The 13,971-nt window shown below is 51.1% G+C and carries 7 protein-coding genes; 3 read left to right on the top strand and 4 right to left on the bottom strand.

Going from position 1 to position 13,971, the window contains the following annotated elements; translation table 11 throughout:
• Window positions 1-69: 69 nt before the first annotated feature.
• From P8N76_10655 to P8N76_10640, 4 genes are all read right to left on the bottom strand, one after another.
• Window positions 70-1,434, bottom strand: a complete 1,365-nt coding sequence (locus tag P8N76_10655; GenBank protein ID MDG2382123.1) for a DcaP family trimeric outer membrane transporter — start codon at window positions 1,432-1,434, stop codon at window positions 70-72.
• A gap of 243 nt (window positions 1,435-1,677) precedes the next feature.
• Window positions 1,678-3,189 carry a carboxypeptidase M32 gene (locus tag P8N76_10650; GenBank protein MDG2382122.1) on the bottom strand — a complete coding sequence of 504 codons (1,512 nt, stop codon included), beginning with the start codon at window positions 3,187-3,189 and terminating at the stop codon, window positions 1,678-1,680.
• A gap of 602 nt (window positions 3,190-3,791) precedes the next feature.
• Window positions 3,792-6,167, bottom strand: coding sequence for a tetratricopeptide repeat protein (locus tag P8N76_10645; protein ID MDG2382121.1), 2,376 nt, complete (start codon window positions 6,165-6,167; stop codon window positions 3,792-3,794).
• Between the two features lie 21 nt (window positions 6,168-6,188).
• A complete protein-coding gene (locus P8N76_10640; GenBank protein MDG2382120.1) occupies window positions 6,189-8,135 on the bottom strand; it encodes a VCBS repeat-containing protein in 1,947 nt (648 codons plus the stop codon).
• A gap of 180 nt (window positions 8,136-8,315) precedes the next feature.
• Between P8N76_10640 and P8N76_10635 the strand changes: the two genes are divergently transcribed.
• The 3 genes from P8N76_10635 (at window position 8,316) to P8N76_10625 (ending at window position 13,670) form a co-directional block, all read left to right on the top strand.
• Entirely contained in the window at window positions 8,316-10,229 is a 1,914-nt protein-coding gene (locus P8N76_10635) for a VCBS repeat-containing protein (protein ID MDG2382119.1), read from the top strand.
• Window positions 10,230-10,250: 21 nt separating this feature from the next.
• Window positions 10,251-12,149 (top strand): ASPIC/UnbV domain-containing protein, encoded by a 1,899-nt coding sequence (locus P8N76_10630; GenBank protein ID MDG2382118.1) that lies wholly within the window; start codon window positions 10,251-10,253, stop codon window positions 12,147-12,149.
• 162 nt (window positions 12,150-12,311) lie between these two features.
• Window positions 12,312-13,670, top strand: coding sequence for a PEP-CTERM sorting domain-containing protein (locus tag P8N76_10625; GenBank protein ID MDG2382117.1), 1,359 nt, complete (start codon window positions 12,312-12,314; stop codon window positions 13,668-13,670).
• Window positions 13,671-13,971: the final 301 nt, after the last annotated feature.

The following is a 13,971-nucleotide window of genomic DNA, read 5'->3' as shown; positions in this document are numbered from 1 at the left end:
AAACCGACCAGAACCCATTTCCGACAGATGCCCTCGGAGTCGCATCCGGCTATTCCAAGGAACAAACCACTAGGGAAGATAGAAGCCAAAACTAGCCTGCACCCGATTCGCCTCACCACGCTCCCAATTCTTGTTTTCTCGAGTTCCAAACAGATACTCAACGCCCATGAACATTCGTTCGATCGGATTCCAGATCACATTGGCCGCCAGATAGGTATTCTCCTTCAAATCCGACTCTACTTGGCCCGGTAGATTATTGATGCTGCTAACGCTGTAAGTAAAGTTCGAAGTCAGTTGGGGGGTCCACTCATGTTTCCAACCAACCATCCAGCCAAAGGTCCCCAAAGGACTGGCCTGCTTCTGTTGATTCCCCGTTAAAGCCACATCGGGCAATCCTCGATAGCTGCCGATACCATCCCCAAAGAGTATTTGGTAATAGAACTTATTCGCGTCATTCAAGAGCAGTGCACCGGTGAAATTGAACCCCCAACCCAGCGCCTCTCGAACCTCCTGGTTTTCTGGCTGAACACCTAACTGGCGTGCCACTCCGGCAACCTGAAACTGCCCCCATTCGGGTGACCACCGAATACGAGCAATGAAGTCGGGTGTTTGTGTGACGGGGGTGACGGTATCGGGAAGCTCCAATCGGATCTCGGGATTCTCAACGGACACAGCGGCGGTCAGCCAATCCCCAATCAAAGGCTGTGTCCAGCGAACCTGTGCGGCCCGCCGCGTCACCGACGACACAGCACCTTCAAAATCAAGCGTGGCAGGCATCGCTTCCATACTCGTGAAAGTCGTCCAAGTCTTGCCAAGAATCAAATTACCGACTTCACCATAAGCGTGTCGCAATCGAAAGTAGTTTTGATCATTAAAAAAGTCACCCTCAACGAACATGCGCACTGGGCCCCAAGTCGACGGCCAACGGATGTCAAAATTCAATCTGGATTGACGCGCCTGATAGCGGCTGTTCTGACGAGGCAACGCATCCACTGGAATCGTCGTCGTATCAAACAAGTTTTTCGATCCAATCGGATCAAAGTCATGGATCAAATCAACTTTGACATAGCCGCTGACTTTCATCGCAATTGACTTGCCATAGAGCACAAGACCTTGCGAAAAATCTTCGGGTGGCGCGTAAAAGTTATTGCCAAGTTCAAGGTTATAGCGATCGCCTTCGAACGTGTCGTCGATCAGATTTCGCGGAACACCAGAAGACTCGATGGCGCCATCTCGATTGAAATTTTCGACACCATCATTCAGTTCAAAACCATCATTCAAGTTATCCAAATATTCGGCTTCATCCTGGAATGTGATCGCAGGTTCAGGCTGCTGAACATCCTGAATCCGAGTAAGAGCAACGAGATCAATCGACTCACGGTCGGCGAATTCGAGCGGGGGCAACCGATAGATCAACGGTCTGCCAGCTGGCATACTCTGCCCGTTTCGGGGAATGAGAGAGAGCTCTTGCCCCATGACTGACGGTAGACAGAATGTGGAACAAAGTAACAGCTGGAAAATCAGCCCACGCCTTGTCATCGCACTACCAAGCCAGTCTTTTCAAGAAGCAACTTATTGACGCTTCCAAATTAGATCGTCTGATCGGCTGGCAAAGTTTAACGATTACATCAATTAACCACCCGGAGCTTTGCTAGGAACGGGGCGTCAGGGCGCCTGCTAGCTGACACCGTAGAGTGGCCCCAGCTTACGATACAAATGATCAATCAGCGGCTGGTGCGACAGGGGTTGGCCGGTAACCCGCTGGACGAGTTCTGAAGCAGAATAGCAACTTCCAGCCTGATGAATATTTGTTCGCAACCAATCACTGAGCGAACGGAATTCTCCTTCTGCAAACATCGCGTCTAAGTCACCTAAATCCTGGCCGGCTTGAGCGAAGAATTGTGCCGCATAAAGGTTACCCAGCGCATAGGTGGGAAAATAACCAATCGCACCGCCACTCCAGTGAATATCTTGCAGCACGCCCTCCGCATCGTTGGAAGGTTTAATCCCCAGCAAATTCTGATACTTTTCGTTCCAAGCATCTGGCAGGTCCGTCACGCTCAAATCACCATTGAGCAGCAGTTGCTCTAATTCAAATCGGATGACAATATGCAAATTGTACGTAGCTTCATCGGCTTCTACACGAATCAAGGAAGGTCTCACATCATTCACAGCAAAGTGAAACTCATCGGCTGTGACGTCGGACAACGCAGCCGGAAACAGATCTCGCGTCATTGGATAGAAGTATTGCCAAAAAGCAGCACTTCGCCCGACAAAGTTTTCCCACAATCGTGACTGAGATTCATGAATCCCCAGGGAAGTAAACTGCCCCGGCGGCAATGCGTAGAATTCAGGTCGCAATCCTTGCTCGTAAAGCCCGTGTCCCGCTTCATGCAAAGTACCGAAAACGGCTGATGAGAAGAACCACTCATCGTAACGTGTCGTAATTCGGCAGTCATTGGGTCCCAAATTTGTACAGAAGGGGTGGTCTGTTTCATCAATCCGACCTCGGCGAAAATCAAATCCAATTTTCGACGCGACTCGGCGACCGAGTTTACGTTGACGATCCGTGGGATAATCTCGATGCAAAATCTCTGCAGGTGATCGATTCGTTGACTCCCCCACCGCTTGAACCAGTGGCACGAGCGCTTCCTTGAGTTCGTCGAGAACCTTTGCCACCTCAACGGCTTTTGCCCCAGGTTCGAACTCGTCCAACAAAGCATCATAGCGACATTCATCATAACCCACTGCATCCGCTTCTTGTTGCTTGAGCCCGACAAGCGTTTCCAAGTAAGGTTGGAATTCGTGAAAACTATTATTGGACCGTGCGGATACCCAAGCCTGCTGACCTAAGACCGATGCTCGCGTGATTTCCTCGACAAGCGTTTGCGGGAGCTTGGCGCAACGATCATAATTGCGACGCAACAGCCGAATGGTTGCCCCCGTATCACTGTGTGGATCTTGTCCCAAATCGGAAACAGCGAGCTCCGTCAGCCAAGCGTCTAATTCGTCCGCCGTTGAGCGCTGATGAATCAAGCCGGCCAGGTAGGTTTGTTGTTCTGCACGATAAGCGGTTGCCTCGGGGGGAAGTCCCGTTCGTTCATCCCATTCTAATGTGGCCAACGTGGACGAAAGCAAGCCCGTTTCACGTGTATGTTGAGTCAGCTGGTCCCAGGTAGATTGAGACATGTTGCTCCTTTCCTTGACGCTCTGATATGCGGTTCGATACAAGCAGTATACGACTTCGTCAGCCTGACGGCCTTGCGGAGGATGATCGCACTTTTCCCTCAGCGAGACGATAGGAATCTGAACATGCCATTCCCGGTTGGATTCCTTCGAAACAGGAGCAATCCAGCCTTTCATTCATCACAATCGGTCAAAGCCGCAATCAGGAGCAGACGACCACAACAGACAAAACCTCGCTGCAGGGAAGACTGAGCCTGATGGTTCGTTCACTGTTCAGCGACCAATCCTCGATCACCTCCTCTGCTGCCAACCCCAGCTAGTTTGACTGGATACTCATCCTGGCTGACATAAAAAACACGAGGAACCAAGAAACAAGCATTCATCTTCGACGACGAGAGCCTTCCCACCAACCAGATTGTTATCGGTCTTCACCATGTCTTCTGCGGGCGGGCCCCGGTCGAGAATGGCAGATCTTCTCCAATCCTAAGTGGTGGATGGTCTGGAGATTTTCATTGCTAGGCAGCTTGCCCCTCAAAACGCCAGACCAACCTCTCTGCCGCTGGAATCGACGCGAAGGTCAGCTGGACGATTTAGCTGCTTTCTTTTTATTTCGATGGCTGAACGGGTTCTCGATACGGTTGTTGAGCCTGATAGAGTTCCAACCGTTTTTCAAACTGCGTTGGGTCGTCTTTTCCGCGGATCAGATCGATAGCTTTTTGCTGCGTCTCCACAGCCAATTCAAATTGACTTGTTTCGGCGTACGCAGCCGCCAACACATCGAGCACTTTTGGATTTCCGTGTCGCGTCGCTTTTGCCAATTGGGAAGCCAATCGCTCGGACTGTTCACCGTTGCGAGCGTCTTCGTCGGGAGCTGTGGCACGAAGCCAGGCCAAGCGAACGAACGAGTTGATATCGCGAGGATTGCTGCGAATCGCATCCTCCAATTGCTTTCCAGCTTCCACAAAATCTCCCGTTCGGAGTAAGCTTTGAATAAAGCCCTGTCGAGCTGGATTACTTTCTGGATCAAGCTCCAATGCCCGCTTAAATTGTCGTCGAGCGGCGTTAAAATCAGCGGACGCTCCGTAGAGTCCGCCTAAACTGATTCGAGCTTGTAAATTGGATTCATCCAAATCAATCGCTCTTTCCAGCGCAGCTTTGGCTTCGCCAAGGCGTCCCAGCTTGGCAAACAGTGAACCCGCATTCGTCCATGCATCGACACGGGTCGGCGCAGCGGAAATAACCTTGAGAAATGAGTCCAATGCGGCCGCTGGCTCACCCTTGGAAGCTCGCAATAACCCCATTGAGAAATTCGCATCAACGTCATCACGACGTTGTTTCAAGATTTGTTCGAGTTCGTTGTTTGCTTCGTCGAGCCTTCCCTGGGCCCGAAACATTTTCGCCAATTGCAATCGAGCCTTCGAAAAATCCCCGTCTAAACGAACCGCAGATTGCAGAGCGGCAATCGCCTTAGCAGGCTGCCCCATCTCTGCCAGGGCACTCCCCAAAAAGAAATTTGCTTGCGCACTATCGGGCAATACGCTTAACCCTTGTTGATAGTATTGGATCGCCTCTTCCCGCTGTCCCTGCAATTGCAGCGATCGCCCAATATTAAAGCTGGCTTGGGCGAATTGCAGGTCAACCTGCCGCAACTCGTCATCTGTGGCAACAGATTTTCTCCTGGCTTCGAGTAACTCAAAATCCTGTTTGAGATAGTTGACCGCGTCTTGATCATAGCCTTGCTCGCGAAACAAAGTTGCCACCGGCCGCATCAGCAAAGTACGAGACGAGGTCGTCCAAGTACCGCTAAACGGTATTGCCGCTTGACGACGTTCGAACATGGGACGGCCTAACCATTTCGCATCCTGCAGAATCGCTGCGAGAGGCGTGCTTCCCCGATAGAGCGCGGCCAGCCCACCCTGTTCATCGACCAACAAAGTCAGCGGAACAGCAAAAGGCAGCTCATGATTTAGCACGATCCGTTGTACAAGCTGTAGCTTATCGATCAAAACACGGTCGGCATGAGTTGAACCATATCGTTGCTCAGCAGTCAAAGGTTCCGTCCGCACTGCAGATTCGATTTGGGAAGCCGCATCAACATTAACCAAAGTCACTTTGATCCCGGCGGCTGCCAGTTGTTCGTAAGATTTCTCCAGCTCCGCAAGTTCAGCGAGGCAGCTCGGACACCAACTGGCCCAGAAAACAACCAGCTGCCGTTGCTGATTAATAAGAGGCATCCGCTTCCCCTGGTCGTCCGTCACCTCAAACGCGGGCAACGTCAACGGGCTCACAAATGCCACCCGTTCCCATTTTGGCAAAGCCGATTGGGATTGATCGGACGGTTGCAATTGAACCTCTCGCAGGGGGGAGTTGGCATCAACGGCCTCAGCTCGGCCCGTCCCCTCCTGCATGACAAATCGTCCACCCGGCTCCAGACCCACGATCGACTCGGCTTCTCCATTCGGCCAGCGAACCTGAGCAGATTGGATCTTCGCATTTTCTCCCAAGCCGAAATGCAGCCACTTGCTGGACTGAGAAAGATAGGCATCGCCTGCGTGAACGGTCCGCAGAATGGGCTTTGATTGTCCGACGAGTTCCAGTCGCACACGAGCGCCAATCGCGTCCCGATTGCAACGCACACCTCGAAGTTTCAAAGTAAGGCTGCTCGTATCATTTGCCGCAGCCGCATTATTCTGCATCAATCGCAAACGTGGTCCGGTTCGATTGTGAAACCAGATATCCAGATCACCATCGTGATCCCAATCGGTCATTGCAATCGCTCGACCATCATCAGGAAAATCAATGCCCAGAATCGAAGAGACATCCGAAAATGATTCACCTCGCCGATTCAAGAAAGCACAGTTGCGTTCACGCCCACTAAACGATCGGCCAGCTCGCAACAACTTCATCGTGGCATGCCAACTGGCCAAATAACCATCGAGCGACTGGCGATCTTCGCGGTCTACTCGAGGTGCTTGCGACACGACCTGTCGCCAAAAGAAACTTCACAAATCGTCCGGATCGTCGTTGGTCACATATCCATTTGCCACGATCAGATCCAACCACCCATCATTGTTAAGATCGGCAAATCGCGAGGCCCAAGCCCAACGGCCCATGGTGACCCGATTCATTTCACTCACATCTTGAAACGAGCCGTCTAGTTGATTCCGAAACAGTGTGTTACCTCTTGCCATCCGCTGTACAAAACCGACAGCTTCCTCCTGGATCCCGTCAGAGAACTGCTGCTGGAAGCTAATCCGGTTTCCCGCAGCCGAAAACATATTGCTCACGTAGACGTCCATTGCGCCATCACGGTCGTAGTCGCCCCAAGAAACGGACATTCCCGAAGCATGATCTTCAACATTCGCAGCAGCTGCGACGTCGCTAAACCGACCACCTTCGTTACGAAAGAGATTATTTCGTCCAAAGTCATTCGCGACATACAAATCGAGATCGCCGTCGTTGTCGTAGTCCTCCCAAGCCGCTGCCAAACTGAACCGTTGATTATTTTCGTCTAGTCCAACGTCAGCGGTCACATCGACAAACTCAAATTCACCACAATTTTTTAACAGATAATTTCGACCACCATTGTTCGCATCATAGTACGGCAAGGGAAAAGGTAATCCTCGATTCGCGGCCGTTTGGCGTCGGGCGTTGTACCCACAAAGATAGATATCAAGCTTCGAGTCCTGATTAAAATCCGCAGCCGAAATCGAATAGGAATCGGTCTCTGCGATCAAGGCTTGCTTCAATTGAAACTGCCCATTGCCACCATTTTCGGCGATCTGTATCTGCAAGTCACAAGCAACAACAAGGTCTTGATCGCCATCATTATCCAAGTCGACAAGCAACGCTCCAAACGATTCATCTAAAAAATCAACACCCGATTCAGCGCTCACGTCACGAATCGTTCCATCGGAATTCTGCAGATACAATCGGTTCGGCAATCCTCCCGCATCACATACATAAAGATCATCCAATCCGTCGTTGTTAACGTCGGCGATCGCCAAACCATGGTGACCAAATTGGCCCATAAATTCGCGTCCCAACCGTTTCGCCCAATCATTAATCCCCGGCAACACCTGACGAGCATAAGCATCATTTGCTGACATCACCGATGCTGTCACATCCTGGAACAGCGTTCCCGATGGGGACTTATATTCCGCCTCTTCAAAGGATGACAAGCGAACAGCACTCAGCAACGGCAGCCGGGAATCTGGGGCAGCACGCCACCGACATTGCCAACGGGCTCGCTGCTGCCGACTGTGATCTGTTCCCCGAGAGGAAGCTTCGTAAAGCAGTTCTGTGACGATCTCCTCACCCTGAGCATCAATTTTAATCAATTTAAACTTGATGGCAGGAAGGCCCTCGGCATTCAGTTCGCGAGCCAACCCTTCAAACGCTTTTAGGAACTCGTCCCGGTTTGAAATGACCAACGCCGGGGAAAGATTTTCAGCAGCTCGCAGCACGATCTTCTTATCTCGGTACGTCTCCGACATCTGCTCCGGGTAAAGCTGCGTTGCCGCTAGGTCATCAGCAAGCAGATCCATCGCCTCGTCTTGCTGTTTTGGTGAGGCCAGCAGCGCCGTCAGACGAGAGAGTTGTGAGCTGATCTGCTCGGACACAATTTCGGTGTCCCAACTGTCCTGGGATGGCGTCTCCCTGTCGACTGCAAGATCGATTTCCGTCGAGGTTTTCGACATCGTTCGTAGCGGTACCACCGATCGATCTGCCGTAGCCTCTTGAATGAGACCGCGGTTCGACGGCAGCGACACTTGGGGAGACGACACTTGGGGAGACGACACTTGGGGGGAGGCTGCCGGTTTCGTGGAGGCGGGTTGACAACCGATCAACAGGGGCGATAGCAGCCCTAACCACAGACTGAAGTGCAAACAGCGAATTCCAGTAGAATTCGGCAACTTGTTATGCTGAGTAATTAGGTATTTCATCATCGCCTATTCCGGGGCAAAATCCCTAGATCTATTTTATGCTACCAGCCCAAGCAATTCGACACCTCAAAAACATAATGTAGGAACCGTAAAAAAGAGTTGCCTCGGGAAAAACTAGTAAGTCACCCCTAGATGGATTAGGGTGTTTTAAAATGGCATTGGTCTCATTTTGGCAAAGATTTCATGACCCGAACGAACCTTCCACCATCTCAATCTCCAACCACCCGCCGATCGTTCGGGCGACGATCGCTTGGGCTGCTGACTGTGATGACCGTGGGAATTCTCGTGTTTCTCGTGGCAACCATTTGGCGGCGTGGCTGGCACGACGAATCGATCGCCCCTCCCGAAACGGCAATAAGCAGCGATTTAAACACCGAAGCCAGCTTGCCGACGCCTCTCCTCGACACGGCTCCGATTCCGCGACAGTCGACGCTTGCCGAAGTGCAGCAAGAGCTCTTGAACCCTGACCATGATGGCTGGACTACTGAATCATTTGCTGCCTTAGCTCAGGATCGTATCGAAGAATTGGTCGACTTCACAAAACCACTGCAAACACGTGCTGCCATTGGTGCAACTTCTTTTCAAAGTAACTCGCTGCGGCCGCAGCCACTCAAAATCACTTTCGAAGATAAAATTTTCGTCGTCAGGCAAGCGAAAGAGACGCATTCGCCGCTCTATCAACAAACTCCGATCGATCGGGCAATCCGTCAATTTGAAGATCCATTCTCGCAGGCCACGGACCGTCGAGTAGCGGTAAAGACAATCCACGTCGACACGGACGGACCACTCCGTCAAACGACGCACATCCTGGAAGCAAGTGGCACAACAGCCACAGGTCGTCTTGAACAACACGCAAAGTGGAATTGTGAATGGACTGCAGACACGCCCCCCCGCCTGCATTCACTTGCATCCAGCGACTACGTCGAATCGCACTGCAAGTTGGCAAACGCAACCCTAATGTCGGACGATACTGAAAACGTTTTGGGACACACGTCGGTCTTTAACAAACAACTTAAGTTTGGACTCAATCATTGGCTTCAGCGCATCGAAACTCACCATGGCATGTACGTATTTGCCGAATATGGACTCTCACTAGGAGATGTCAATGGCGACGGACATGATGACCTCTACGTCTGCCAACCCGGGGGACTTCCCAACCGCTTGCTCGTTCGCCAAACCAACGGTCGGATGAAAGACATTACTCATGTATCAAACACGGGTTGGCTTGAGCAATGTTCAAGTTCGTTATTTGTCGACCTCGATAATGACGGCGATCAAGATTTGGCGGTTGCCTTGGAGTCCCGCCAAATCATCGTGATGCAGAACGATGGAACCGGTCTTTTCGAGACAGCTGCACAACTTGAGTTAAGAGATCGTCATGTCCAAAACCTCTCGGCTGTCGACTTTGACAATGATGGAAAGCTCGATCTTTACATTACTCTTGGATTTGCCAACGCTCCCGATCGCGATCGCCCCCAGCCATTTATCTATCATGATGCCAATGACGGAGGTCGCAATCTGCTCTTCCGCAACATGATACGTGGTGACGATTGGTCTTTTGAAGATGTGACGACACGCGTCGGACTCGATGTAAACAATCATCGGCATAGTTTGGCCGCGTCGTGGGAAGATTACGACAATGATGGTGATCAAGATTTATACGTCGCAAACGACTATGGCCAGAATTGCCTCTATCGAAACGACAACGGCAGCTTCGTAGAAATCGCAGAACAAGCCGGTGTAATTGACTTCGGTTCTGGCATGTCCGTCAGTTGGTCCGATTACGACAACGACGGCAACGTCGATCTCTATGTGGGAAATATGTTTTCCGCCGCTGGAAATCGAATTAGTCGCCAGCCGGAGTTCCAACCCAAAGCAACTCCCGAAACTCGAAAAATCCTTTCTCGATTTGCCAAAGGAAACACACTTTTTAAAAACCTCGGAAACGGGCTCTTTTCCGACGTCGAGATGGCCGGCGGAGCGGAACTCGGTCGCTGGGCGTGGAGTTCGGTCCTGTGCGATCTGACCAATGACGGTCGTGATGACATTGTTGTGGCCAACGGCTACATCACCACCGATGACAACCAGGATCTCTGAAGTTTTTTCTGGCGACAAGTTGTGTCGCGTGGCGCTTCGGCGATTGACGATCAAGCAGTAGGTGTTGGAGGTCAACAAGGCCGTCAATTACAGCAATTGATCCGTAGCGGACATTCTTTCAGCGGCCGCGAAAAAAACTGTTTCTTCTTAAACACAGGCCAAGCAAATCAAGAACAGCGTCGCTTTGCAAATCTTTCTGCGGCCAGCGGCTTGGACCTGCCCGATGACGCTCGCGCTATCGCCGTCAGCGATTGGGATCATGACGGTGACTTGGATCTGTGGGTTGCAAATCGCAGCGGACCTCAACTTCGATATCTGACCAATACCCTACCGGCAGAACTTCGAACTTTCCTTTCGATCAAGCTGCAAGGAACCCGCTGTAATCGTGACGCCGTGGGAGCTCGCGCCACGCTTTTCCTTCGTTGCGAACCCCAGCAAATCACTCGATCCGTGAAGGCTGGGAGCGGATATCTTTCCCAATCGAGCAAACAATTACACTTTGGCTTGAACAATGCAGATGGCATCAAAGAACTCAAAGTCACTTGGCCAGACGGAACCGTTCAATCATTTAAAGATTTGCAGGCGAATTGCTGTTACTTGATTCAACAAGACAATCCGAAGGCCGAAATCCAGCAATCCCCTCCCGAGGCTTCAACCACTGAAGTTTTCAGCCACGATGATCCCCACCAACCATCAAGCGTCATCGAAGATCTGCAAAACAACGCGACTCTACTTTCAGCTCCCTTACCCTTGCCCACCAATCTCGCATATTTGGATTGGGACACTGGTGAAACAACGAATATCGTACAGAGCGAATCACCCGCGCAACTTACATTGATCAATCTTTGGGCGCCATGGTGCGGCCCGTGCCTCACCGAACTAAAAGATTTTTCGACGCAAGCTAATAAAATTCAAAACGCGGGAATCAACATCGTTGCGATCTGCGTCGACGAAAAAGATGCCGATCATTCCTCATTGCCAATCCCATCAGAAAATCCAAACCTACGATTTGGCTGGTCAACCAATCAGTTGCTGAACCAATTGCAGCTGTTCCACGACAACGTATTTGACCTGCACACCACACTACCTCTGCCATGCAGCTTTTTGGTCGATGCCCAAAGCAATCTGGTTGGATTCTATCGCGGCCCCGTGGGTGCGTCGGAACTAATCAAACATTCGACTCAGCTCGCGCAAAATGGAAAATCACGCCGCGATGCAAGCGTCCCCTTCGCTGGTCGTTGGTCGGCCGATCCAAAACCGCGTCGCCTGCTAACGACAGCTCTGAGCTTGCTCGAGATCGCCGATATGAACACCCTCATCGCTTATGTGCAAAAACATCAAACAGCACTCCAAACAGACTCCGAATTCCATATTCTGTTGTTCAATCTGGCACAACAATTCTCGGCCCAATCAGATCACGATCGGGCTGAAAAACTGTATCTTGCGACCATTGATCGCCAACCCGAACTTGCCCCAGCACACTTCAACCTGGGCGTCTTGTACGCACAAAAAAATTCCTACGCCAAGGCGATTAAAAGCTTTCGACGTGTCGTGCACCTGAGGCCGCAAGATCAATTGGCAAGATTTTATCTTGGCACAACCTTAGCCCGCACAGGCGATGTGGCCCAAGCAGCCAGTGAACTTTCGAAAATCGATGGGTGGCAATCGCTTAATCCGGCTCAACAATTTGAAGCGGCCATCATTTTCGCGCTTGTGGGTAACGTGATTCAGACCGAAAAGCTGTACCAAACGGCAATACTTCACTCCGCGAATTCCGATTTGAATGACCGGTACCGGATGCAACTCATAGCTGCGTTAAGACTTGCGATACAAGATGCAGAGGCGGACGGGCAAACTGAGCGCGTCTCGCAACTCAAAAACAGCATGAAAAAGCTGATTAACCCAATTAACAGCCGATAACATCGACCGGCAACGCTTTACACTTTTCGTCGCCCAGGCAAAGGGAAATCATTTTTTACTTGCGTCAAACCGATTTACCGACGAAAATCGGCACGCGAAAGACTGGAATTAATCACACAGGAGTTTCATCACAAGAAGTTCCGTAAGATGAAGGAGTAGACCATGCAATTACGTTTTTTAATGACAGCTTTTGTGGCTGTTGTGACAATGCAGGCCAGCTTGTGCGCAGTAGAGCCTTATGAGATCACTGACGCACCGCATGCGACGATGAAAATGGATGGGGACATCGCCGATTGGCTTGCTTTGCGCGGACCTGACGGAATTGTGCAAGAAATGTCATTCACTCACAACGGGCGAGCCGACCCGATAGGTGAACCCTTAGTGATCAATATCCAGTACGCCTGGGACACTGACAATTTTTACGCACTCGTCGAAGAAATCTCTGACGATGATCCCACCGGTACCTACAACGATGTCGACTGGTGCGGTGAATGCATTGACGATGATTTCGCAAATCCAGATCACGTGAACAACGTCGCGCCGTGGAATAGCGACAGCGTTGGCTTCTACGACAAAGGAATTCATTGGCCCGGAATTGGTGACGACGATCCGACGCTCGATTCCATTCTCGAAGTGGGTCCATATACCCAATTCTGGGTTGGACTCGCGACAGAAGAAGACATGGTAATTGACGGTGAGACCCAGCATTTCCATATCACGCGGGCGATCAATGAAGGTGGTAGTGAGGGTAACACCTCCATGCTGATCGGACCACGAAGCGTTGAGAACGAAAAAGCGTTCACAATGATTCCGGACTTACCGGCATTGACAGACCCTCAATCTGCTCACGGCATCGTGAAAGATGACTCAAATGGCGGACGTGGTCGACGGTTCACAGAATTTTTCATGCGTTGGGATCAAATTCGTTACTCGGGTAACGACGAGCGTGAAGAAGTTCAAGATCGAATCGAGGATCTCTTACCTGGACTTGAAGGTCACCTGCTTGAAGACGTAAAACCCGGTTACGAGTTTCGCCTCGACCCGCTGTTGGTTGACGGAGCAGACGACTTTGCCTTCGGTGGCCAAACCCACCCGAGTGGAATCGAACATCCAGATCACGCTCAGAATTTTGATGAAGTCGCAGTTATTCGCCTATTAGAAGGGGGAGATCCAGCTGATCGCCTCGACGACGGTTCGCTGACCGATTCCACCGAGCGTGCCAACTATGTACACGATGTGTTAGGTACATGGATAGGCGACGCCAATCTTGATGGCGAATTCAATAGCTCGGACCTCGTCCAAGTGTTTTCCGCTGCCAAATACGAGAGCGGAGACGCAGCAGGCTGGGGTGAAGGCGATTTCAGTGGTGACAGCCTCTTCAATAGCGGCGACCTCGTCGTAGCCTTCAGTGACGCCGGTTACGAGCAAGGTGCCCGTGGCGTGGCAGTCGTTCCAGAACCTTCAAGCTTGGCCCTCTTGATGCTTGGACTTTTGGCTCTATCGACTCGCCGCAAGCGTTAAGGTTCTCAACAACATCGAAAGTAATCGAAAAGATCGACGGATTCGTCCGTCGATCTTTTTTTTGTGCCCGAACTTTAACTCATCTCAACCGGCAGCAGTATCCTCAACCAACGACTGTGGAAAATTTTACATCGATCGGCTCGCCGCCCCACAGGATTCGCAAAGGGTATCTTGCCCAACGACTCAAGAAGTCGCTGGAGAAGTTGCTCTTTTCATCAAAAAAATATAGGTGGACTTTCTTTCTCGACGTCGCGTAACAATGGTGAGGGCAACATTTTCATAGAAACGGTCAAGAAGGGAA

The organism is Pirellulaceae bacterium (assembly GCA_029243025.1).
Taxonomy (GTDB): domain Bacteria; phylum Planctomycetota; class Planctomycetia; order Pirellulales; family Pirellulaceae.
The sequence above is the reverse complement of the archived record's forward strand: the minus strand, read 5'-3'. Positions and strand labels throughout refer to the sequence as shown.